This window comes from Escherichia sp. MOD1-EC7011 (assembly GCF_002965005.1).
In the GTDB taxonomy this organism is placed as follows: domain Bacteria; phylum Pseudomonadota; class Gammaproteobacteria; order Enterobacterales; family Enterobacteriaceae; genus Escherichia; species Escherichia ruysiae.
Window position 1 is genome coordinate 93,551 of the sequence record NZ_PTRD01000001.1, and the last position, 24,138, is coordinate 117,688.

Annotated in this window: 23 protein-coding genes and 1 riboswitch; of the genes, 17 read left to right on the top strand and 6 right to left on the bottom strand. The window is 49.7% G+C overall.

Translation table 11 applies throughout. The features are described 5' to 3' along the window. Positions 1-11 precede the first annotated feature (11 nt). Together A7098_RS00500 and A7098_RS00505 are read left to right on the top strand one after the other, a co-directional pair. Positions 12-2,492, top strand: coding sequence for a fimbrial biogenesis outer membrane usher protein (locus A7098_RS00500; protein ID WP_105280151.1), 2,481 nt, complete (start codon positions 12-14; stop codon positions 2,490-2,492). A 15-nt stretch (positions 2,493-2,507) separates the two neighbouring features. After that, a complete protein-coding gene (locus tag A7098_RS00505) occupies positions 2,508-3,542 on the top strand; it encodes a putative fimbrial-like adhesin protein (protein ID WP_105280152.1) in 1,035 nt (344 codons plus the stop codon). An 81-nt stretch (positions 3,543-3,623) separates the two neighbouring features. Here the strand turns inward: A7098_RS00505 and rcnB are convergent, their stop codons facing one another. Both rcnB and A7098_RS00515 read right to left on the bottom strand, forming a co-directional pair. Then, positions 3,624-3,962 (bottom strand): Ni(II)/Co(II) efflux transporter accessory subunit RcnB, encoded by a 339-nt coding sequence (rcnB, locus tag A7098_RS00510; protein WP_000155513.1) that lies wholly within the window; start codon positions 3,960-3,962, stop codon positions 3,624-3,626. 218 nt (positions 3,963-4,180) lie between these two features. Next, a complete protein-coding gene (locus A7098_RS00515; protein WP_000134643.1) occupies positions 4,181-5,002 on the bottom strand; it encodes a nickel/cobalt efflux protein RcnA in 822 nt (273 codons plus the stop codon). Between the two features lie 120 nt (positions 5,003-5,122). Between A7098_RS00515 and rcnR the strand changes: the two genes are divergently transcribed. From rcnR to A7098_RS00540, 5 genes are all read left to right on the top strand, one after another. After that, entirely contained in the window at positions 5,123-5,395 is a 273-nt protein-coding gene (rcnR, locus tag A7098_RS00520) for a Ni(II)/Co(II)-binding transcriptional repressor RcnR (RefSeq protein ID WP_000019944.1), read from the top strand. Between the two features lie 91 nt (positions 5,396-5,486). Next, a riboswitch (TPP riboswitch) is annotated at positions 5,487-5,583 on the top strand. Between the two features lie 34 nt (positions 5,584-5,617). Then, positions 5,618-6,406 (top strand): hydroxyethylthiazole kinase, encoded by a 789-nt coding sequence (gene thiM / locus A7098_RS00525; RefSeq protein WP_105280153.1) that lies wholly within the window; start codon positions 5,618-5,620, stop codon positions 6,404-6,406. Further along, positions 6,403-7,203 (top strand): bifunctional hydroxymethylpyrimidine kinase/phosphomethylpyrimidine kinase, encoded by an 801-nt coding sequence (gene thiD, locus A7098_RS00530; RefSeq protein WP_000822251.1) that lies wholly within the window; start codon positions 6,403-6,405, stop codon positions 7,201-7,203. Before thiM ends, thiD begins: the two co-directional genes overlap by 4 nt. Before the next feature lie 64 nt (positions 7,204-7,267). After that, the gene (locus A7098_RS00535) at positions 7,268-8,086 is read left to right on the top strand and encodes a glycoside hydrolase family 25 protein (RefSeq protein ID WP_105280154.1); all 819 of its coding nucleotides are present in this window, start codon (positions 7,268-7,270) and stop codon (positions 8,084-8,086) included. Between the two features lie 51 nt (positions 8,087-8,137). Continuing rightward, on the top strand, positions 8,138-8,884 hold the full coding sequence (locus tag A7098_RS00540) for a GntR family transcriptional regulator (protein WP_032225659.1): 747 nt from the start codon (positions 8,138-8,140) through the stop codon (positions 8,882-8,884). Here A7098_RS00540 and A7098_RS00545 read toward each other — a convergent pair. From A7098_RS00545 to A7098_RS00555, 3 genes are read right to left on the bottom strand one after another with little or no spacing between them, the layout of a single operon-like run. Then, positions 8,858-9,823, bottom strand: coding sequence for a carbohydrate kinase family protein (locus A7098_RS00545; RefSeq protein ID WP_105280155.1), 966 nt, complete (start codon positions 9,821-9,823; stop codon positions 8,858-8,860). The two genes, A7098_RS00540 and A7098_RS00545, sit on opposite strands and share 27 nt — an antisense overlap. Further along, positions 9,820-10,824: an ADP-ribosylglycohydrolase family protein gene (locus A7098_RS00550; RefSeq protein WP_105280156.1), complete on the bottom strand. Its 1,005-nt coding sequence runs from the start codon at positions 10,822-10,824 to the stop codon at positions 9,820-9,822. Before A7098_RS00550 ends, A7098_RS00545 begins: the two co-directional genes overlap by 4 nt. Then, positions 10,821-12,098: a nucleoside permease gene (locus tag A7098_RS00555; RefSeq protein ID WP_105280157.1), complete on the bottom strand. Its 1,278-nt coding sequence runs from the start codon at positions 12,096-12,098 to the stop codon at positions 10,821-10,823. The genes A7098_RS00550 and A7098_RS00555 overlap by 4 nt, the downstream gene beginning before the upstream one ends. Before the next feature lie 255 nt (positions 12,099-12,353). Between A7098_RS00555 and fbaB the strand changes: the two genes are divergently transcribed. From fbaB to A7098_RS00595, 8 genes are all read left to right on the top strand, one after another. Next, complete coding sequence (fbaB, locus tag A7098_RS00560; RefSeq protein ID WP_000129560.1) at positions 12,354-13,406, top strand: class I fructose-bisphosphate aldolase; 1,053 nt, start codon at positions 12,354-12,356, stop codon at positions 13,404-13,406. A 321-nt stretch (positions 13,407-13,727) separates the two neighbouring features. Then, positions 13,728-14,582, top strand: coding sequence for a tagatose bisphosphate family class II aldolase (locus A7098_RS00565; protein WP_000289781.1), 855 nt, complete (start codon positions 13,728-13,730; stop codon positions 14,580-14,582). 28 nt (positions 14,583-14,610) lie between these two features. Further along, a complete protein-coding gene (gatZ, locus tag A7098_RS00570; protein WP_105280158.1) occupies positions 14,611-15,873 on the top strand; it encodes a tagatose-bisphosphate aldolase subunit GatZ in 1,263 nt (420 codons plus the stop codon). 12 nt (positions 15,874-15,885) lie between these two features. Beyond that, positions 15,886-16,338 carry a PTS galactitol transporter subunit IIA gene (gene gatA, locus A7098_RS00575; RefSeq protein WP_032225653.1) on the top strand — a complete coding sequence of 151 codons (453 nt, stop codon included), beginning with the start codon at positions 15,886-15,888 and terminating at the stop codon, positions 16,336-16,338. 31 nt (positions 16,339-16,369) lie between these two features. Then, on the top strand, positions 16,370-16,654 hold the full coding sequence (gene gatB, locus A7098_RS00580) for a PTS galactitol transporter subunit IIB (RefSeq protein WP_000823282.1): 285 nt from the start codon (positions 16,370-16,372) through the stop codon (positions 16,652-16,654). A 3-nt stretch (positions 16,655-16,657) separates the two neighbouring features. Further along, entirely contained in the window at positions 16,658-18,013 is a 1,356-nt protein-coding gene (locus A7098_RS00585) for a PTS galactitol transporter subunit IIC (protein ID WP_000490656.1), read from the top strand. Between the two features lie 48 nt (positions 18,014-18,061). After that, entirely contained in the window at positions 18,062-19,102 is a 1,041-nt protein-coding gene (gene gatD, locus A7098_RS00590; RefSeq protein ID WP_105280159.1) for a galactitol-1-phosphate 5-dehydrogenase, read from the top strand. A 105-nt stretch (positions 19,103-19,207) separates the two neighbouring features. Beyond that, positions 19,208-19,981, top strand: a complete 774-nt coding sequence (locus A7098_RS00595; protein WP_010347143.1) for a DeoR/GlpR family DNA-binding transcription regulator — start codon at positions 19,208-19,210, stop codon at positions 19,979-19,981. A gap of 102 nt (positions 19,982-20,083) precedes the next feature. Here the strand turns inward: A7098_RS00595 and A7098_RS00600 are convergent, their stop codons facing one another. Next, positions 20,084-21,025, bottom strand: a complete 942-nt coding sequence (locus tag A7098_RS00600) for a sugar-binding transcriptional regulator (RefSeq protein ID WP_105280160.1) — start codon at positions 21,023-21,025, stop codon at positions 20,084-20,086. 208 nt (positions 21,026-21,233) lie between these two features. On the opposite strand from A7098_RS00600, the gene dalD reads away from it, so the two are divergent. After that, positions 21,234-22,601, top strand: coding sequence for a D-arabinitol 4-dehydrogenase (gene dalD, locus A7098_RS00605; RefSeq protein ID WP_105280161.1), 1,368 nt, complete (start codon positions 21,234-21,236; stop codon positions 22,599-22,601). Between the two features lie 13 nt (positions 22,602-22,614). Continuing rightward, positions 22,615-24,078: a xylulokinase gene (gene xylB / locus A7098_RS00610; protein WP_000280577.1), complete on the top strand. Its 1,464-nt coding sequence runs from the start codon at positions 22,615-22,617 to the stop codon at positions 24,076-24,078. Positions 24,079-24,138 lie beyond the last annotated feature (60 nt).

Genomic DNA, 24,138 nt, shown 5'->3' on the forward strand with positions numbered 1-24,138 from the left:
AGGAGCTGCCCGTGTTGAGAATAACCCCACTCGCATTAGCAATCGTAGCGTTATTGCTCGGCATTGAAGCGTATGCAGCGGAAGAAACCTTTGACACCCATTTTATGATGGGGGGAATGAAAGACCAACAGGTTGCTCATATTCGCCTTGATGATAATCAACCTTTACCGGGCCAATATGACATCGATATTTATGTCAATAAACAATGGCGTGGGAAATATGAGATTATCGTTAAAGATAACCCCGAAGAAACATGCCTGGCGAGAGAAATTATCAAGCGGTTAGGTATTAATACCGATAACTTCGCCAGTAGTAAGCAATGTTTAACATTAGAGCAACTTGTTCAGGGTGGGAGTTATGCCTGGAATATCGGTGTTTTTCGTTTAGATTTCAGCGTTCCGCAAGCCTGGGTTGATGAACTGGAAAGTGGTTATGTCCCGCCGGAAAACTGGGAACGGGGTATTAATGCTTTTTATACCTCTTATTATATGAGCCAGTATTACAGCGACTATAAAGCGTCGGGTAATAACAAGAGTAGTTATGTTCGTTTTAACAGTGGATTAAATCTGCTGGGGTGGCAACTGCATTCTGATGCCAGTTTCAGCAAAACGGATAATAATCCTGGGGAGTGGAAAAGCAATACCCTATATCTGGAACGCGGGTTTGCACAAATTCTCGGCACGCTGCGTGTCGGTGATATGTACACCTCAAGCGATATTTTTGACTCTGTTCGCTTCAGTGGCGTGCGACTTTTTCGTGATATGCAGATGTTGCCTGACTCGAAACAAAATTTTACCCCACGAGTGCTGGGGATTGCGCAGAGTAACGCGCTGGTAACCATTGAACAAAACGGTTTTATTGTTTATCAGAAGGAGGTTCCACCTGGCTCATTTTCGATTACTGATTTGCAATTGGCCGGTGGTGGAGCGGATCTTGATGTTAGCGTGAAAGAGGCTGACGGTTCGGTTACCACGTACCTGGTGCCTTATTCGGCGGTGCCAAATATGTTGCAACCGGGCGTGTCGAAATATGATTTTGCGGCGGGTCGTAGCCATATTGAAGGAGCAAATAAGCAAAGCGATTTTGTTCAGGTCGGTTACCAGTATGGCTTTAATAATTTATTAACGCTGTATGGCGGCACGATGATTGCCAATAATTACTACGCATTTACTCTTGGGACTGGCTGGAATACACGTATTGGCGCGATTTCTGTCGATGCAACAAAATCTCATAGTAAGCAAGATAATGGCGATATTTTTGACGGACAAAGTTATCAGATAGCCTACAACAAATTTGTGACTCAAACATCGACGCGTTTTGGCCTGGCAGCCTGGCGTTATTCTTCGCGCGATTACCGGACGTTTAATGATTATGTCTGGGCAAATAATAAAGATAATTATCGTCGCGATAAAAATGATGCCTATGACATTGCAGATTATTACCAGAATGATTTTGGGCGCAAAAATAGCTTTTCCGCCAATATGAGTCAGTCATTGCCAGAAGGCTGGGGTTCTGTGTCATTAAGCACATTATGGCGAGATTACTGGGGGCGTAGCGGCAGCAGCAAAGATTATCAGTTGAGTTACTCCAATAACTTGCAACGGATAAGCTATACCCTCGCAGCAAGTCAGGCTTATGACGAGAATCATCATGAAGAAAAACGCTTTAATATTTTTATATCGATTCCCTTTGATTGGGGTGATGATGTCACGACACCACGGCGGCAAATATATATGTCTAACTCAACGACCTTTGACGATCAGGGTTTTGCCTCAAACAATACAGGAATATCGGGAACGGTTGGGAGCCGCGATCAGTTTAACTATGGTGCCAACTTGAGTCATCAGCATCAGGGGAACGAAACGACAGCTGGGGCGAATTTAACCTGGAACGCGCCGATGGTGACAGTGAATGGCAGTTATAGTCAGTCGAGTATTTATCGACAGGCTGGAGCCAGTGTTTCAGGGGGCATTGTCGCCTGGTCTGGTGGTGTGAATCTGGCGAATCGTCTTTCTGAAACGTTTGCTGTGATGTATGCACCAGGAATTAAAGATGCTTATGTTAATGGACAAAAATATCGCACTACAAATCCTAATGGGGTGGTGGTATACGACGGAATGACGTCTTATCGGGAAAATCACCTGATGCTGGATGTGTCGCAAAGCGATAGCGAAGCAGAATTACGTGGCAACCGGAAAATTGCCGCCCCTTATCGCGGCGCGGTCGTGCTGATTAATTTTGATACCGATCAGCGCAAACCCTGGTTTATAAAAGCGTTAAGAGTGGATGGACAACCATTAACGTTTGGTTATGAAGTTAATGATATCCATGGCCATAATATTGGCGTTGTCGGTCAGGGAAGCCAGTTATTTATTCGCACCAATGACGTACCGCCATCGGTTAATGTAGCAATTGATAAACGACAAGGACTTTCATGCATAATCACCTTCGGTAAAGAGATTGATGAAAGTAAAAATTATATTTGCCAGTAATAGTCAGGTGGTTCTATGAAAATTCGCATAATGCAATTTATATTAATGATGATGGTTATGCCTGTGAGCTATGCGGCATGTTATGGAGAGTTGTCAGCGCAGCATAATTTGGTTGTTCAGGGAGATTTTGCGCTAACTCAAACACAAACGGCGACATATGAGCATAATTTTAATGACTCGTCATGCGTGAGTACGAATACCATCAACCCCATGAGTCCGTCGGATATTGTTGTTGGACTTTATAACGATACCATTAAATTAAATTTACATTTTGAATGGACTAACAAAAACAGCATCACATTATCAAATAACCAGACCAGTTTCACCAGTGGTTATTCAGTAACGGTGACATCGGCAGCCAGTAACGCGAAAGTGAATGTTTCTGCAGGGGGCGGCGGAGCAGTGATGATTAATGGTGTCGCGACATTATCCAGTGCTTCATCAACAACGCGTGGAAGTGCTGCAGTGCAATTTTTACTGTGTTTGCTAGGAGGAAAGTCGTGGGATGCATGTGTGAATAGCTACAGAAATGCATTGGCACAAAATGCAGGTGTCTATTCCTTTAATCTGGCATTGTCATACAACCCGATAACAACGACCTGCAAACCTGATGATTTATTAATTACTTTAGAGAGTATTCCCGTTTCACAATTACCAGTCACAGGTAACAAAACAACAATAAATAGCAAGAAAGGGGATATTATTCTGCGTTGTAAAAATTTATTAGGTCAACAAAATCAAACATCACGGAAAATGCAGGTGTATTTATCAAGTTCTGATTTGTTAACCAGCAGTAACACGATACTGAAAGGTGCGGAAGATAATGGCGTAGGATTTATTCTTGAAAGTAATGGTTCACCAGTCACACTTTTAAATATCACTGACAGCAGTAAAGGATACACAAATTTAAAGGAAATTGCGGCGAAGTCAAAAATTACAGATACAACAGTCTCAATTCCGGTAACAGCCAGTTACTATGTATATGATAAAAATAAAGTTAAATCTGGCGCACTGGAGGCTACTGCCTTGATCAACGTGAAATACGACTAATAACAAGTAAGACGAGCAAGTGGCTAATAATAAAAAATAACAAGGTGTCTGCATTTCCCCCTCATGATGAGGGGGCTTTTTTTAGCGATGGTAGAATATTTCGCCGTCGTAGGCTTTAATGATTTTACCGTCAGTGTCGTTGATCAACACATATGCGCCACCCATATAGGTCCAGTGAGTTCCGGCGTCAGGGGCAGGCAGGTTACGTAACTGCCACTGCTTAATATTGTACTCATCGGTGCGGTACATCTCTGGAACGGTATCGCCTGGTTTGAAATGCTTGAAGTCAGCGATGAAACTGCTCAACTCATACTTTGAAATTCCAGAGGCATTGGTCGAACCCGCAGTGACCGGTGCGGCCCACGCTACGCTGGTTGCCAGCAACAGCGCACCCAACAATAACTTATTTCTTATGGTCATATACTCTCCACGTTGGGGATCAGCAAAATCAGTCGCATATCTTTCCTGTCATACAATATAACCGACAAGCGATATTTTGTTAGTGATCCCATGATTTCGTAAAAAGTGTAAATGAAAGGATGCTGTAAAAGCATCCTCATCGGGCGAAGAGTCAGCGGAAATAGCTGATTTAAGAATCATCCTGGGCTGAAGATAACATGCAAGCCCAAAGGATTGAGTTATCGCATTATGCCCATAAAGCCATGCACGCCCATATACACACCAACTAAGCCAATCAACAGACTGGAAAAATAGGGGGCTTTTTGGGCTAGTGTGTTAAATCCGCTCCAGCGTTTTGCCACTTGCTGGACACTGATTGCCGCGCCAACGCCCACGGTGACCAGCGTTAACGCAAGGCCAATACTGAAACTAACGACCAGAGTTGCTCCCAGAGTGAGGGCTTTCAGTTGAATACAAATCAGCAGCACAGTTATCGCTGCAGGGCAGGGGATCAGTCCGCCAGTCAAGCCAAACAGTAAAATCTGCCAGTTCGTGACATCCCTGCCATCAAAGCGTCGTTTAATGTCATTTGCGTGAGCCAGCTCATGGGCGTCCTGATATTCGACATTCTCGCCATGTCCGTGATGGTGATGATGTTCGTGATCATGGTCATGATGGTGGTGCTCGTGATCATGCCCGTGCATATTCTCAAGCCAGTTTCGTTCACCGCGCCATGTGCGCCAGAACATCCATAATGCGGTGCCGAGAATGATGACCGCAGAAATTAACTGTAGCCACGGTTCCGCCGACTGCGCAGTAAAGCGTTTGCTGATCACCATCCCGCCAAAGGCAATCAACCAGACTACCGCAGTATGCGAAATGGTTGCTGCCAGTCCAAGCATCACCGCCTGTTTAATCGTACCTTTAATGGCGATGATAAACGCCGCCATCATCGTTTTTGAGTGCCCAGGCTCCAGACCATGAAGTGCACCGAGTAAGATGGCGCTGGGGATGAAGAACCAGGCGTTTCCTTGCTGAAGAAGAGTGGTAAATTCAGTCATGATAATAATTCTTAGTATTAAATGGATGCAGAGATTCTACTCCCCCCCAGTACATGATACTACCCCCCAGTAGATTAGTAGTGCTATGATTTTTCATTATCTTGTTAACCAGGTGTTGTTATGTCTCATACCATCCGCGACAAACAGAAACTGAAAGCGCGCGCCAGTAAGATTCAGGGACAGGTCGTCGCGCTTAAGAAAATGCTCGACGAACCGCATGAATGTGCTGCCGTTCTACAACAGATTGCCGCCATTCGTGGCGCGGTAAACGGCCTGATGCGGGAAGTGATTAAAGGTCATCTGACGGAACACATTGTTCACCAGGGCGATGAACTAAAGCGTGAAGAAGACCTGGATGTTGTCCTTAAGGTGCTGGATTCGTATATAAAATAGTTTCGTGACGTTATTGTAATACTGCCGTTTTTCCTCGTTTACAACGCGCGCGCCGGACATTACCATCCTCCTCTGCGATTTATTATCGCAACCAAACGACTCGGGGTGCCCTTCTGCGTGAAGGCTGAGAAATACCCGTATCACCTGATCTGGATAATGCCAGCGTAGGGAAGTCACAGACCATCAGGTCATTGCTTCTTCACGTTATGGCAGGAGCAAATTATGCAAGTCGACCTGCTGAGTCCGGCGCAATCAGCGCCCGTGTTACACCTTTTTCACCAATATTCCCCCCTTGTGCATTGCATGACTAATGATGTGGTGCAAACCTTTACTGCCAATACTTTACTGGCGCTCGGCGCATCGCCAGCGATGGTTATCGAAACCGAAGAGGCCAGTCAGTTTGCGGCAATTGCCAGTGCTTTACTGATTAACGTTGGTACACTGACGCAGCCACGCGCACAGGCGATGCGTGCCGCCGTAGAACAGGCAACACGCTCCCAAACACCCTGGACACTTGACCCGGTCGCGGTTGGTGCACTCGATTATCGCCGCCGTTTTTGTCTGAAACTCCTGTCTCTTAAACCAAGCGCCATACGCGGTAATGCTTCGGAAATCATGGCATTAGCAGGCATCGCTAATGGTGGTCGTGGTGTGGATACCACTGACGCAGCAGCCAATGCGTTGCCCGCCGCACAAACTCTGGCACGGGAAACCGGCGCAATCGTCGTGGTCACTGGCGAGGTGGATTATGTTACTAATGGTCGTCGCACCGTTGGTATTCACGGCGGTGACCCGTTAATGACCAAAGTGGTGGGAACTGGCTGCGCATTATCGGCAGTTGTCGCTGCGAGCTGTGCATTACCGGGCGATACGCTGGAAAATGTTGCGTCTGCCTGTCACTGGATGAAACAAGCCGGAGAACGCGCAGTCGTCAGAAGCGAAGGGCCGGGCAGTTTTGTTCCACATTTCCTTGATGCGCTCTGGCAGCTGACGCAGGAGGTGCGGGCATGAAACGGATTAACGCTCTGACCATTGCTGGTACAGATCCGAGCGGTGGTGCGGGGATTCAGGCCGATCTTAAAACCTTCTCGGCACTTGGCGCTTATGGTTGCTCAGTTATTACTGCACTGGTGGCGCAAAATACCCGTGGCGTACAGTCGGTGTATCGCATTGATCCTGATTTTGTCGCCGCCCAGCTCGATTCGGTGTTCAGCGATGTGCGAATCGACACCACCAAAATCGGCATGTTGGCAGAAACCGATATCGTTGAAGCGGTGGCGGAACGGCTGCAACGTTATCAGATCCAAAACGTGGTGCTGGATACCGTCATGCTGGCGAAAAGCGGCGACCCGCTGCTTTCACCTTCGGCGGTAGCCACGCTACGTAGTCGATTATTGCCACAGGTTTCATTAATTACACCGAACTTGCCGGAAGCAGCTGCTTTGCTCGATGCGCCACACGCGCGTAATGAACAGGAAATGCTGGAGCAGGGACGTGAATTATTGGCGATGGGCTGTGGCGCTGTGCTAATGAAAGGCGGTCATCTGGATGATGAACAAAGCCCGGACTGGCTGTTTACCCGCGACGGTGAACAACGTTTTACCGCACCGCGCATTATGACCAAAAACACCCACGGCACCGGTTGTACGCTCTCTGCGGCACTGGCGGCGTTGCGTCCGCGCCATACAAACTGGGGCGACACCGTACAGGAGGCAAAAAGCTGGCTGTCGGCAGCGTTAGCCCAGGCAGACACGCTGGAAGTCGGTCACGGGATTGGTCCGGTTCACCACTTCCACGCCTGGTGGTGAGCACCGTACTATGGCTGCTTTGGTTATTGTCAGTCTTTGGCACTGACATTCAGGGATGAAACCAATGCAGCTGAGAATCACCAGTCGAAAAAAATTCACCGCTTTATTATGCGCTCTTGGGCTAATTTCCATCGTTGCAATTTATCCGCGTCAGACGGTGAATTTTTTCTATTCGACAGCAGTTCAGATTAAAGACTACATCCACTTCTACGGTTATCACCCGGTTAAATCTTTCGCTATTCGCATACCTGCCAATTACACCATTCATGGTATTGATGTTTCACGCTGGCAGGAGCGGATCGACTGGCAGCGTGTTGCAAAAATGCGCGACAACGGTATCCGCTTACAGTTTGCTTTTATTAAGGCTACGGAAGGCGAAAAGCTGGTTGACCCGTATTTTTCGCGCAACTGGCAAAGAAGCCGTGAAAATGGCCTGCTGCGTGGGGCGTATCACTATTTTTCTCCGTCGGTATCCGCTTCAGTTCAGGCCAGATTATTTCTGCAAACGGTGGATTTTGCCCACGGCGATTTCCCTGCCGTGCTGGACGTAGAAGAGCGAGGAAAATTATCGGCAAAAGAATTACGCAAACGGGTCAGTCAGTGGCTAAAAATGGTCGAAAAAAGCACGGGAAAAAAGCCGATTATTTATGCTGGCGCGACGTTTTATCACACGAATCTGGCGGGCCATTTCAATGAATATCCGTGGTGGGTGGCTCACTATTATCAACGTCGTCCGGACAATGACGGAATGGCCTGGCGCTTCTGGCAGCATTCCGACCGTGGACAGGTAGATGGCATTAATGGTTCGGTGGATTTTAATGTGTTTAATGGCACGGCGGAGGAGTTGCAGGCATTCGTTCATGGGATTAAAGAAACGCCTTAAATAAGAAGCAGTGATATACTCCCACCAGACTCCCCGGCAGGAAAAAGACAAATGGAACAAGCGCATACCCAGCTTATTGCCCAACTGAATGAACGTATTTTAGCGGCGGACAACACGCCGCTTTATATTAAGTTTGCCGAAACGGTAAAAAATGCCGTGCGTAGCGGGGTGCTGGAGCATGGCAATATTTTGCCCGGCGAACGCGATTTAAGTCAGTTAACCGGCGTTTCGCGCATTACGGTGCGCAAGGCGATGCAGGCGCTGGAAGCAGAGGGCGTGGTGACGCGTTCGCGTGGTTACGGCACGCAGATCAACAACATCTTCGAATACTCGTTAAAAGAAGCGCGAGGCTTTTCGCAGCAGGTGGTGTTGCGCGGTAAAAAGCCCGACACGCTGTGGGTTAATAAGCGAGTGGTAGAGTGCCCTGAAGAAGTCGCGCAGCAGCTGGCGGTTGAAGCAGGAAGTGATGTCTTCTTGCTTAAGCGCATTCGCTACGTGGATGAAGAAGCGGTATCGATTGAGGAGTCGTGGGTTCCTGCGCATTTAATTCATGATGTTGATGCTATCGGTATTTCTCTCTATGACTACTTTCGCAGTCAGCATATTTTTCCAAAGCGTACCCGTTCCCGCGTTAGCGCCCGAATGCCGGATGCCGAGTTTCAGTCACATATTCAGTTAGATAGCAAAATACCGGTGCTGGTGATCAAGCAAGTGGCGCTTGACCAACAGCAACGGCCTATTGAGTACAGCATCAGTCACTGTCGCAGCGATCTATACGTTTTTGTTTGCGAGGAGTAGTTCCTCGCGCGTTGGCGCGCAATCACCGCCGCGATGCCCGACAACCCACGATGCCACCGCATTACCCAGCAGCACTGCGTCTGCCAGCGGTAAACCGGAGGCCAGTCCCGCCAGTACGCCACCTGCATGACTGTCGCCTGCACCAATCGTATCAACGACTTGCGTGGGAAATGCCGGAATGCAGCCAGAAGCGTCGTTGCTGAAATACCATGCGCCTTCTTTATCGAGACGAACGATCAACGGCGCGGCAAATTTCTCCTGCCATTGCTTGCCAAGTGTTGTTATCTCTGCGGATAAAGCAAAACGTTCGGCGGCAATCTCAGCCTCCTGGCGATTAAGCGACACCAGCGGTCGACAAGCCATGATGCGCGCAAGTAATGCATCCGGGATATCGCCAATACGAGGGCCAAAATCAATAAACGGCGTCACGTCTTGCAGTCCCTTCAGCCAATCCACTAACAATTCGCCGCAGGGCGAGGCCAGTTGATAACCAGAAAAATAGAGCAGGCTACCAGGTGCAACGGTTAGTCGCGCCAGCCACTGGTGATTCCACTGATTTTCCACACCGCTGAACGACATAAAAGTGCGTTCGCCATCCGGCTCAACCAGCGCCAGACACCAGCCGTTATCACCTTCGGCGTTATCGATCAGGCTGAGTAATCCCTCTTTTGCCATCCGGTTGCGAATAATCTCCGCCCACACCCCCTGACCGAGCGGCAGGGCGTTACCCGCTTCGATACCGAGGCGCTTTAACGCTACGGCAATGTTCAACGCACAGCCGCCAACATTTACGCTCTGCTGTTTCAGTTCGATATCGCACCCGCGCCAGGGCAGGGCGTAAGCGTCGGCGATCACATCAATGACCGCCGCGCCAATCACCATAACCGGCTGACGCGTGGTTAATTCAGGCAGCTGCGTGTGTAATCGAGCACCGCTCATACCGCCTCCCGTTGTTGACGATATTTCTCCAGCGCCGTGGCATAGCGGTTGAAATCAAGCTGATTTACCGCATCCAGTTCCGCCTTTAACGCAGGATCGATAGCATTTACACCATGCAACGCGCCGCAAATTGCCGTCGCCATAGCACCGATGGTGTCTGTGTCGCCGCCAAGATTGGCGCACAGGACGGCGCAGCGGTTAGGATCGGTTTGTGCCAGTTCAACCAGCGCAATGGCGCATGGAACGGACTCGATAGTGCTGGTGCCCGCGCCAACCACCTGGTAAAGCTGTTCGCTGGCGGATTCGGTGCCGTCGGCGTGACGAACAATCTTCAGCGCAATATCCAGACGCGCCGCCAGTGAGGCGCTGAACGTGGTGATGCGTTTTTGTTGAGCATGTCGCGCAATTGAAGGCAGTGAATCAACAATCGCTGACCAGCTTTCTCCGTCAATGGCACGAGAAATCGCCCATGCGATGACTACCGCACCTGCAACTGCCAGATCGGATTTATGGGTCGGGCTGGACGCCAGCGCCACATCATCAATAAAGGAATCAACATTGCGCGCCGGAAGTAAACAACCCAATGGTGAGACGCGCATCGCGGCACCGTTGGTCACGCCATTGTTTTCCAGTTCAGCAACGGGCTTTCCGTCGCGAATGGCGTTAAGCGCAATTTTTGAGGTCGGGCCAAGCACGTTTTTGTTGAAAGCGTCGAAACGCAGCGCCCAGTCGAGAATATTACGCCCAATCAGATCCGGGTCTATCTCGCCTTCACGTTCCAGCAGCGCATCCGCCAGACACAGCGCCATCGAGGTATCATCGGTGAATTCGGCGCGGTTAAAATAACAGGCCGCGTTATTCTCCTTTGGTCCAGGCAGAAATCGGTCAATCCAGCCAAAGTGTGCTTTGACGCGGGAACGAGGCCAAAGCTCGGAGGGCATCCCCATCGCATCCCCTAACGCCTGCCCGTAAAGAGCACCGAGAATACGTTCTGTTTTCATTTTGCTTCCTCTTGTGTCAACGCAATATCGCGATCATCGACCTTGATAGCCGTAATTTCGTTGTCGGATTCGCGGAAAAAAATCATGAACAGCACGGCGATAATGGCAATCATCACCGCGCCGAAAGTCCACATTCCAGCCCAGTTGAAAGTCAGTCCGTTTACCGGCTCCTGATAAGCGAACATCTTTTCCATCATCACGCCGCCAAGACGATAACCGAGCAAACTGCCGAAGCCCTGGCAGCAGAGTGTGATCAGCCCCTGCGCGGCGGTACGCATATGCTCGGGGGCTTTTTTATCGACATAGATGTAGGCGGTAACGTAGTAAAAATCGTAACTTACGCCGTGCAGCAAAATGCCGAGGAATAATAGCGCGTAGGTGAAATATTCATCCGCACTGCCGTAAATAAAGAAGCCATAGCGAATTGCGGCAGTGACCAGACCAAGCAACAATACCTTTTTGATACCAAAGCGTTTGGTGAAAAACGGCAATGCCAGCATAAAGAAGATTTCAGAGAACTGGCCGAGCGTCATCCAGCCGGTGGCGTTTTTCATGCCGACTTCGGTCAGATAACCGTTGGCAAAGATGTAATAGAACGCCAGTGGCATCGCAAACAGGAATGAACAGAAGAAAAAGACGAGGAAGTTTTTATCGCGCAGCAGGATCAGCGCATCCAGGCCGAGCATGACTTTAATGTCCATTTTGCCGGTGCTTTTTGGCGGCGTGTCGGGCAGGAAAAACGCAAACACACCGAGCAGAGCAGAACTTCCGGCGGTAATCAGCAGCGGGATGTTAGTCGGTGAGATATCGGCATACCCCAGCATTTGCGGCAAGAATCCACATGCCAGACCGGAGGCAATCCAGCCGATAGTGCCCATCACACGAATGCGCGGGAAATCACGCTCCACATCCGGCACGTTGGCAAAAGCGATGCTGTTAGTCAGCGCAATGGTCGGCATATAGGTTAGCGAGTAGGCCAGCAGTAACGGGAAGAACCCGGCAAAAGTGGTCTGTTGCGCGGCGAAATACATCAGCACCGCACCAGCGAACATCAATACCGCCAGCACTTTCTGCGCCGAGAAAAAGCGGTCAGTGATGGAGCCAACCAGAATCGGCGACAGGATCGCCGCAATGGCAGTACAGGCATACGACCAGCCAATCTCTCCGGCACTAAAACCACTTTTACTTAACCACAACCACAATGGCACAAACCACGCGCCCCAGATAAACCATTCAACAAACATCATGAACGACAGCTTTGCTGTTGTTTTCATCTTTTAATTCCTTCATGACAGGTAATGTAAGGTACGCGCTGACAATACCACCTAATAATACCTTTTAAATACCTTTGCGATGAAAGCTTGACCGCTGTAACACTTTTTTTGATGAATCGAGCCAACAGAAAACGCTGAAAAAACATCCTGAGAATGGAAAAAATAGCCCGTAACGACCAGGATTATGATTGCCCGCAAAGGCGGGCCAGGACAATCCATAGCCGATATCCAATCGGAATTTACGGGAGCATAGTAATGACAGATATTGCGCAGTTGCTTGGCAAAGATGCCGACAACCTTTTACAGCATCGTTGTATGACTATTCCTTCTGACCAGCTTTATCTCCCCGGACATGACTACGTAGATCGCGTGATGATTGACAATAATCGCCCGCCAGCGGTGTTACGTAATATGCAGACGCTGTACAACACCGGGCGTCTGGCGGGAACGGGATACCTTTCCATTTTGCCGGTTGATCAGGGCGTCGAGCACTCTGCCGGAGCTTCATTTGCCGCTAACCCGCTCTACTTTGACCCGAAAAATATTGTTGAACTGGCGATTGAAGCGGGCTGTAACTGTGTGGCGTCAACCTACGGCGTGCTGGCATCGGTATCGCGGCGTTACGCGCACCGCATTCCGTTCCTCGTCAAACTCAACCATAACGAGACGCTAAGTTACCCGAACACCTACGATCAAACGCTATATGCCAGCGTAGAGCAGGCGTTCAATATGGGCGCGGTGGCGGTTGGTGCGACCATTTATTTTGGCTCAGAAGAGTCACGTCGCCAGATTGAAGAAATTTCTGCGGCCTTTGAACGTGCGCATGAACTGGGCATGGTGACCGTGCTGTGGGCCTATTTGCGTAATTCCGCCTTTAAGAAAGAGGGCGTTGATTACCACGTTTCCGCCGACCTGACCGGTCAGGCGAACCATCTGGCGGCGACCATTGGCGCGGACATCGTCAAACAGAAAATGGCGGAAAATAACGGCGGCTATAAAGCGATTAATTACGGCTACACCGACGATCGCGTGTACAGCAAGCTGACCAGCGAAAACCCGATTGATCTGGTGCGTTATCAGTTAGCTAACTGCTATATGGGGCGCGCAGGGTTGATTAACTCCGGTGGTGCTGCGGGCGGTGAAACTGACCTTAGCGATGCGGTGCGTACTGCGGTTATCAACAAACGCGCAGGCGGAATGGGGCTGATTCTTGGACGTAAGGCGTTCAAGAAATCGATGGCTGACGGCGTGAAACTGATTAACGCCGTGCAGGACGTTTATCTTGATAGCAAAATTACTATCGCCTGATACGTTTTAAACGAACAGCACTGCCCCGTAGGCCGGAAAAGGCGTTCACGCCGCATCTGGCAACCTATGCCTGATGCGACGCAGAAGCGTATTATCATGCCTACACACAGCACTACCCCGTAGGTCGGATAAGGCGTTCACGCCGCATCCGACATAAAACAACGTGCACTTTGTTACGGCCTCCTTCTCGGAAGGTCGTTTTTTTGGCCTGTCATTCTGTATTTGTTTTCATTTTGTCTTTTTTGTGATCGTTATCTCGACATTCAAAAACAAATAATTTCATTATATTTTGAAATCGAAAGAAAACGACGGGATGTGAAAATGTACGTGGTATCGACAAAGCAGATGCTGAACAACGCGCAGCGCGGCGGCTACGCGGTTCCGGCATTCAATATTCACAATCTCGAAACGATGCAGGTGGTGGTGGAAAGCGCAGCCAGCCTGAATGCGCCGGTCATCATCGCCGGAACGCCAGGTACATTTAACCATGCCGGAACAGAAAACTTACTGGCGCTGGTTAGCGCGATGGCGAAGCAGTATCACCATCCGCTGGCGATTCACCTTGACCATCACACAAAGTTTGAAGATATCGCTCAGAAAGTGCGCTCCGGCGTGCGCTCAGTAATGATTGACGCCTCGCATTTGCCTTATGCGCAAAATATTTCACGGGTCAAAGAGGTGGTGGATTTTTGCCATCGCTTTGATGTCAGCGTCGAAGCGGAGCTGGGGCAACTTGGCGGCCAGGAAGATGATGTGCAAGTCAATGAAGCCGATGCGTTGTACACCAACCCCGTACAGGCGCGTGAATATGCCGAGGCAACCGGGATTGATTCCCTGGCGGTCGCCATCGGCACCGCTCACGGTATGTATGCCAGTGCTCCGGCGCTGGATTTCTCCCGCCTTGAGGCCATTCGTCAGCAGGTTGCGCTACCGCTGGTACTGCATGGTGCGTCGGGACTGTCTTCTGCGGACATTCGTCAAAGCATTAACCTGGGAATTTGCAAAATCAATGTCGCGACGGAGCTGAAAAATGCCTTCTCGCAGGCGTTAAAACGTTATCTGACCGAGCACCCCGAAGCGACCGATCCCCGGGATTATTTACAGTCGGCAAAATTCGCAATGCGCGATGTGGTGCGCAAAGTGATTGCCGATTGCGGCTGCGAAGGCAGGGCATAACGCATCTGCCATTTAACAAGGAAAAACCATGAAAACGTTAATTGCCCGGCATAAAGCCGGTGAACATATCGGAATTTGTTCAGTCTGTTCGGCGCATCCGTTGGTTATTGAAGCGGCGCTGGCTTTCGATCTCAACAGCACACGCAAAGTGCTGATTGAAGCAACGTCAAACCAGGTCAATCAATTTGGCGGTTATACCGGAATGACACCGGCAGATTTTCGCGAATTTGTTTTTGCGATTGCCGATAGAGTTGGGTTTGCGCGCGAGCGCATTATTCTTGGCGGTGATCATCTGGGGCCAAACTGCTGGCAGCAAGAAAATGCGGATGCGGCGATGGAAAAATCCGTCGAACTGGTAAAGGCATATGTTCGTGCCGGTTTCAGTAAAATTCATCTTGATGCGTCAATGTCCTGTGCGGGTGATCCTGTACCGTTAGTGCCAGAAACGGTTGCTGAACGTGCCGCTGTACTTTGCTTTGCTGCGGAAAGCGTGGCGACAGATTGCCAGCGTGAACAACTGACTTATGTGATTGGCACCGAAGTTCCGGTTCCGGGCGGTGAGGCCAGCGCCATTCAGTCGGTGCACATCACAAGGGTAGAAGATGCCGCCAATACTTTACGCACACATCAAAAAGCGTTTATTGCCTGTGGCCTGACAGAGGCGTTAACGCGCGTGATTGCGATAGTGGTACAGCCTGGCGTGGAATTTGATCACAGCAATATTATCCATTATCAGCCGCAAGAAGCGCAGGCGCTGGCGCAATGGATAGAAAACACCAGAATGGTTTATGAAGCACATTCCACCGATTACCAGACCCGGACGGCGTATCGGGAATTAGTACGCGATCACTTTGCCATTTTGAAAGTAGGGCCAGCATTAACCTTTGCTTTACGCGAGGCGATATTTGCTCTGGCGCAAATTGAGCGGGAACTTATCGCGCCGGAAAATCGCAGCAGTTGTCTTGACGTGATTGAAGAAGTCATGCTCGACGAACCGCAATACTGGAAAAAATATTACCGTACTGGATTTAACGATTCTTTACTGGATATTCGTTATAGCCTTTCTGATCGTATCCGTTATTACTGGCCGCATAGCCGAATTAAAAATAGTGTCGAGATGATGATGGCGAACCTTGACGGTGTCGAAATTCCACTGGGTATAATTAGTCAGTATTTACCAAAGCAATTTGAACGCATCCAGAGCGAGGAACTCAAGGCGATACCACATCAGCTTATTATGGATAAAATTTTTGATGTTCTGCGCGCCTATCGTTACGGTTGTGCAAAATAATAAGGATGTAATATGACAAAGCTATTTGTTCGTAGCGATATTTCTTTTGCTAATCGCCGCGAAGCACTAACCCATATTGGCAACGAAATGGTCGCACAAGGCGTTGTTCATGACTCCTGGCCGCAGGCATTAATCGCCAGAGAAGCGGAGTTTCCCACCGGGATCATGCTGGAACAGCACGCCATTGCAATACCGCACTGCGAGGCGATTCATGCAAAAACGTCAGCCATTTATCTGTTAAGACTCGCGGATAAAATCAATTTTCAGCAAGCCGATGATGATAACGAAGTGGCGGTTTCATTAATCATCGCCCTGATTGTAGAAAATCCACAGCAGCAACTGAAACTTTTACGCCGTTTATTTGGCAAGCTGCAACAACCCGATGTGGTCGAAACGCTTATCAGCATTCCTGAAGTGCAATTAATGGAATATTTCAAAACATCTGTTTTAGATTCAAATGAATAAAATCCCTCTGTACTAATAAAAAGGACTATTTATGAAACGCAAGATTATTGTCGCTTGCGGAGGCGCGGTTGCGACTTCTACGATGGCGGCGGAAGAAATTAAAGAGCTGTGTCAGAGCCATAATATCCCTGTTGAATTAATCCAGTGTCGGGTTAATGAAATAGAAACTTATATGGATGGTGTCCATTTGATTTGTACGACAGCCAAAGTTGACCGCAGTTTTGGTGATATTCCGTTAGTTCACGGTATGCCTTTTGTTTCTGGTGTAGGGATCGAAGCATTACAAAATAAAATTCTGACTATCTTACAGGGGTGACCTATGTTTTCAGAAGTCATGCGTTATATTCTCGACCTTGGCCCTACGGTCATGTTGCCGATTGTCATTATTATTTTTTCAAAAATATTAGGCATGAAAGCAGGCGATTGCTTTAAAGCGGGTCTGCATATCGGGATTGGCTTTGTTGGCATCGGTCTGGTGATTGGCTTAATGCTGGATTCCATTGGCCCGGCGGCGAAAGCGATGGCGGAAAATTTCGACTTAAATCTGCATGTGGTCGATGTCGGCTGGCCGGGATCATCTCCAATGACCTGGGCGTCGCAAATTGCGCTGGTGGCTATTCCGATTGCGATTCTGGTTAACGTGGCAATGCTGCTCACGCGTATGACGCGGGTAGTGAATGTCGATATCTGGAATATCTGGCATATGACCTTCACCGGCGCGTTGCTGCATCTGGCGACGGGTTCATGGATGATTGGCATCGCGGGTGTGGTGATTCACGCAGCGTTTGTTTATAAGCTGGGCGACTGGTTTGCACGCGATACCCGTGATTTCTTTGAGCTGGAAGGCATTGCCATTCCGCACGGCACATCGGCGTATATGGGGCCGATTGCGGTGCTGGTCGATGCCATTATCGAAAAAATCCCTGGTATTAACCGGATTAAATTTAGCGCCGACGATATTCAGCGCAAATTTGGCCCTTTTGGCGAACCGGTCACCGTGGGTTTTGTGATGGGACTGATTATCGGCATTCTTGCCGGTTACGATGTCAAAGGTGTATTGCAACTGGCAGTAAAAACGGCAGCGGTGATGCTGCTGATGCCACGGGTGATCAAGCCCATCATGGATGGTTTAACACCCATCGCGAAGCAGGCGCGTAGCCGTTTACAGGCGAAGTTCGGCGGTCAGGAATTTTTGATTGGACTTGATCCGGCGTTGTTGCTGGGGCATACGGCTGTGGTGTCGGCAAGCCTGATTTTTATCCCGCTCACTATATTGATTGCCGTTTGTGTGCCGGGTAATCAGGTGCTGCCGTTTGGCGACCTTGCCACCATCGGCTTCTTTGTAGCGATGGCGGTCGCGGTGCATCGTGGAAACCTGTTCCGCACCCTGATCTCTGGCATCATCATTATGAGCATCACCCTGTGGATTGCGACGCAAACTATTGGCCTGCATACCCAACTGGCTGCCAATGCGGGCGCGTTAAAAGCCGGAGGCATGGTGGCTTCGATGGATCAGGGCGGCTCACCGATTACCTGGTTACTGATTCAGGTTTTCTCCCCGCAGAATATCCCCGGTTTCATTATTATCGGCGCTATTTATCTCACCGGTATTTTTATGACCTGGCGTCGGGCGCGCGGTGTTATTAACAAAGATAAAGCTGCTGTCGCACAATAAATTATACCCAAGGGGGAGAATATCCCCCTTTATCACTCAGGAGTTTTTATGAAATCAGTTGTTAATGATACTGATGGTATTGTCCGCGTGGAAGAGCACGAGTTACCCGAAATTCATCATCAGGATGATGTGCGAATTAAAATTGCCAGTTCGGGATTATGTGGTTCCGATTTGCCCCGGATATTTAAAAATGGTGCACATTATTACCCCATAACATTAGGGCATGAATTTAGTGGTTTTGTTGATGCTGTGGGGAGTGGGGTAAATGATTTACAACCTGGCGATGCGGTCGCCTGTGTGCCGTTATTACCCTGTTTTCAATGTCCGGAATGTCTGAAAGGCTTTTATTCCCAGTGTGCGAAATATGATTTTATTGGATCACGGCGCAACGGGGGATTGACAGAATATATTGTGGTGAATCGAAAAAATGTCTTCGCACTACCGGAGGAAATGCCGATTCAGGATGGCGCTTTTATTGAACCAATTACCGTCGGCCTGCACGCTTTCCATTTGGCGCAAGGCTGTGAAAATAAAAACGTCATTATTATTGGTGCCGGAACTATCGGCCTGCTGGCGATCCAGTGCGCAGTCGCGCTGGGGGCGAAGAGTGTGACGGCTATCGACATTAGCCCAGAAAAACTGGCACTGGCAAAATCCTTTGGTGCCACGCAAACATTTAACAGCAGTGAAATGAGTGCGCCACATATGCAGGCTGTTTTACGCGAACTGCGTTTTAATCAGCTTATCCTTGAGACGGCTGGCGTACCGCAAACTGTCGAACTGGCGGTAGAGATTGCCGGGCCTCATGCACAACTGGCGCTGGTGGGCACGTTGCATCAGGATCTGCATTTAACGTCGGCAACGTTTGGCAAAATATTGCGTAAAGAGCTGACGGTTATCGGCAGTTGGATGAACTACTCCAGCCCGTGGCCTGGGCAGGAGTGGGAAACAGCGAGCCGGTTGCTGGCAGAACGTAAGTTAAGCCTGGAGCCATTAATCGCTCACCGTGGCGGTTTTGAAAGCTTCGCTCAGGCGGTGCGTGACATCGCTCGCAATACCATGCCGGGTAAGGTGTTACTCATTCCCTGAAACCGTGAGCCAGCGTGATGCTGGCTCACCGTTGTGAAAAACAGATCATTCACCAATGCCCCCCCTTCGTTTACACTATGCGCAATTGAATATGGGTAAATGACGATGAATTCATTCGAGCGAAGGAATAAGATCATCCAATTAGTGAATGAACAGGGAACCGTGCTTGTTCAGGATCTGGCGGGAATATTTGCTGCCTCGGAAGCGACAATCCGTGCCGATTTGCGCTTTCTCGAACAAAAAGGCGTGGTCACGCGCTTTCATGGTGGTGCGGCGAAAATAATGTCCGGCAATAGCGAAACCGAGACACAGGAAGTAGGATTTAAAGATCGCTTTCAGCTCGCCAGTGCGCCGAAAAACAGAATTGCACAGGCAGCAGTAAAAATGATCCACGAAGGGATGACCGTTATTCTCGACAGCGGAAGTACGACAATGCTTATCGCCGAAGGATTAATGACTGCCAAAAATATCACGGTGATTACCAACAGTCTCCCGGCGGCATTTGCCCTTTCTGAAAATAAAGATATTACGCTGGTGGTTTGTGGTGGCACGGTACGCCATAAAACGCGCTCGATGCATGGTTCTATTGCCGAGCGTTCATTGCAGGATATCAATGCCGATTTAATGTTTGTCGGCGCTGACGGTATCGATGCGGTAAATGGCATTACCACCTTTAATGAAGGTTATTCGATTAGCGGTGCTATGGTCACCGCAGCAAATAAAGTGGTTGCGGTACTGGACTCAACGAAATTCAACCGCCGTGGATTTAATCAGGTACTGCCAATCGAAAAAATTGACATTATTATTACTGATGATGCCGTGTCAGAGGTGGATAAACTGGCATTGCAGAATACACGGGTGAAATTAATTACGGTGTAGAGCAAAGCGAATAAGGTGATCATTCAGTTTATAAAAATCCCGATAACCTGTGCTATCGGGATTTATTTCGCAAGCAGAAGATGAAATAGTTCCAGGCGGGGGCTAGCGAGTCAATAACCAACGTGCGGTGTGTTCATCGGTCACCAGGCCGTTGATCCATCCGCCTTTTAACGCCGCGAGAATTGCCGGGCGTTTATCTTCACCGCAGGCGGCGGCGATGCGCGGGCACTGACTTTCGCGGATATCGTAGCTGGTGATCATCCGGTTAATATGGTTTTCCACCACGTTGCCGTCGGCGTCGATAAAGCGCCCGAGAATTTCCCCAACGCCGCCGAGCATCGTTAACTCTTCCAGTTGCTGTTCATTGATAAAGCCATCTTTGAAAATCGGGCTTTGCCGACCTAATGCGCCAATACCGACAAAAATGACATCGGAATTACAGGCGACCGCAGAGACATTGCGAAACAGTCGGTTGGTTGACCACATTTGATGCTCTTCCCGCGACTGGGCATAGCGCGGGGCAGGCCATTGATAATATTTGCCCTGAATCTTTCTCGCCAGCAGTAGTGGTACATCGTCGTAATAGTTACATTGTCCGTGTTCGTTCATGGCGCTGATCAGGGCAACACAACGGGTGTTTTGGCTATCAAAATCAATCCGTCTGATGGTTTTCTTTAGGGTTAAGCCAGAACCGATACCGACAATAGTCGGTTTATCACCTTGTAAATAACGCGCCATCAGTTGATAACAGCCAAATGTCACGCTATCGAGGGTACTATCAACACTGTATACCGGCACAATATTACAGTCGGTTAAATGGTACTTTTCCTTTAAAAGTTGCGCGTAATCGAGACAATTCGCCACAGGATGATGCAATCCAATCGACACAATCCCTTCGTCTTTAGCGGCGGCAATGAGCCGCTGGACTACCGGACGAGAAGTTCCTAACTGATTGGCGATTTCGCTTTGGTTAAGTCCGGCGATGTAATACATCCATGCTGCTCGTACTTTTTGATCGAGCCTGATGTCATCTTCTTTGTTCACGTTTCCCTGCCTCAAGATTGCGTGTGGGATAGAGAAAATCCCACAACAGATAGCGTCATTCTGGCGACAGCTCTGCCGTGAGGCAAGTTTTTACCTGTATCTGGTCATTTGTAATTTTAAAGATCATTTGCTCTTTTGTGATCTAACGCTCTTATTTAAGCCAAATGTTCATTTACAGTGCAGCCATAACGTCAATGGAGAACAGACAATGAACGAAAAATACACATGGCTGCATATCGGTTTAGGTTCTTTCCACCGCGCACACCAGGCGTGGTATCTGCATCGCCTGTTGGTGGCGGGGGATACTCGCTGGAGTATCGCGGCGGGCAATATTCGTAACGATGCCGAACACGTTGTGCAGGCGTTGATGGCGCAAAAAGGCCGCTATGTTCTGGAAACGGTTAGCCCAGAAGGGGAGAACGAATATGAAGAGATCACCTCAATTCAGAAATTGTTGCCCTGGCAGGCCGACTTACAACCGCTGATTACCGAAGGCGCTGACCCGAAAACCAAAGTGATTGCCTTTACGGTGACTGAGGGGGGCTACTACCTCAATACCAGCCATAAGCTGGAAGTTACAAACTCTGATTTAGCTGCCGACCTCAAGGGGGAATGCAAAACCATTTATGGTGTTATTACCCGCATTCTTGAAGCTCGTATGGCAAATAACGCCGGACCGCTGACCCTGCTGAACTGCGATAACGTGCGGCATAACGGCGAGCGTTTCCATGATGGCCTGGTGGAGTTCTTACAACTTACGGGTAAACAGACCGTTATCGACTGGTTAAGCGCCAATGCGACCTGCCCGAATACCATGGTGGATCGTATTACGCCACGCCCGTCGGCAGAACTTCCGGCACGTATCAAAGCGCAAACCGGGATGAGTGATAAAGCCCCGGTCATGGGCGAAACCTTTATCCAGTGGGTAGTGGAAGATAATTTCCGCGATGTACGTCCGGCGCTGGAGAATGTCGGCGTGGAGCTGGTGGAGTCGGTTATTCCTTATGAAGAAGCGAAAATTCGTATTCTTAACTCTTCTCATAGCTGTATCGCCTGGGCAGGTACTCTGGTTGGTCAGAAATATATCCACGAAAGTACGCTGACTGATTTTATTTATCAGATTGCCGATCGCTACGTAACGGAGGATGTCATACCTTGCCTGGGTGACAACGGCATTGATCTTGCGACTTATCGTGATGTGGTGCTCAGACGTTTTACCAATCCACATATTCAGGACACCAACCAGCGCGTTGCCGCAGATGGCTTCTCAAAAATTCCGGCGATGATTGCGCCTACTCTGCGCGAATGTTACCAGCGCGGTGTCCGTCCGAACGCTACCGCCATGTTACCGGCACTGTTCTATGTGTTTATGCAGCAGTGGCATCTCGGCAAACTTCCGTATGAATACCAGGACGGGATTCTTGATGCGCCTGCGGTACATGCGATGTTCGAATCCGCCGACCCGATAGCCGTTTATGCCAGTGACAAGGCGCTGTTCGGCGATTTAACCGACCGTGCCGATTTTGCCGCGCTGCTGCGCGAAAAAATTGCTGACGTCTACACGCTGATTAATTAACCTGGAGGCGGTTATGTATCTGGGCATCGATCTGGGAACATCGGAAGTTAAGGCGCTGGTCATTGATGAAAATAATGAAATAGTCGCCACACATAGCGCGCCACTGACTATTCAGCGGCCCCATCCACACTGGTCAGAGCAATCGCCGCAGGCCTGGTGGGAGGCGACGGAATATCTGATGTCAACGCTACGGGAAAAATGTGGTCATCACTGGCAGGCGATTAAAGCGATTGGCCTTTCTGGCCAGATGCACGGCGCAGTGCTGCTGGATGCTACCGGGGAGGCGATTCGTCCGGCGATTTTATGGAACGATACCCGCAGTGCACTTGAGTGTGCGGAGCTGGAAGAGATAGCACCGGAGCTGCATCAGGTGGCTGGCAATCTGGCGATGCCCGGATTTACTGCGCCGAAACTGTTGTGGGTACGGCGCCATGAACCGCAGCACTTTGCGCGTATTGCGACGGTGTTACTGCCGAAAGACTACTTGCGTTTCAAAATGACCGGCAAAAAAATCTCCGATATGTCGGATTCGGCGGGCACGTTGTGGCTCGACGTGGCAAAACGTGACTGGTCAGACACGCTGTTGCAAAAGTGCGGCCTGACGCGGGCAAATATGCCGGAACTGGTGGAAGGTTGTGATGTCTCTGCCACGCTCGATCCGCGCGTAGCCGAACGCTGGGGGCTGACGCCTTCGGTGGTGGTGGCAGGCGGCGGAGGGGATAACGCGGTCAGCGCCATCGGTGTGGGCGCAGTATCTCCCGGCGATGCGTTTATTTCTCTGGGGACATCGGGCGTTCTGTTTGTGGTGACTGATGCTTATCGTCCGGCACCGCAATCAGCCGTTCACGCATTTTGCCATGTGCTGCCGAATTTATGGCATCAGATGAGCGTTATGCTTAGCGCCGCCAGTTGTTTGCAATGGTTTTGCCGTCTGGTGGGCGTTACCGAAACAGAATTACTCGAAGAGATAGCCCAGCTTTCACCAGCAGAAAAAGCCAGTGCCCCGATGTTCCTGCCATACCTTTCCGGAGAACGGACACCACATAACGATCCTGATGCCAGAGGGATGTTCTGGGGGCTGACCCATTCCAGCCAGCGGGCACTGATGGGCTATGCCGTACTGGAAGGCGTGAGTTTTGGTATCGCTGACGGGCTGCGTGTTTTGCAAGAGAGTGGAACGGCTATTGAACAATGTTCGCTGGTGGGAGGCGGGGCGAGAAGTCCGTTCTGGGCGCAACTGCTGGCGGATATTCTCAACATGCCGGTGGTAACGCATAAAGGTGGGGAAACCGGTGGCGCGCTTGGCGCGGCGCGTCTGGCTTGTCTCGCCGCCGGTAAACCGCTGGCGGCGGTCTGCGAAAAACCGGAAGTCTACCAAACCTGGCACGGCGATGCTGAACGTCATCAGGCTTTGATGCAACGTTATCAACAATTTAACTCGCTATATAGCAACGATCTTAACTATCGCAACCAATAACAACTGTCATTAATGCTCTCCGGTGGTGACGCCGGAGCGGCGTTTTGTACCCTACAAACG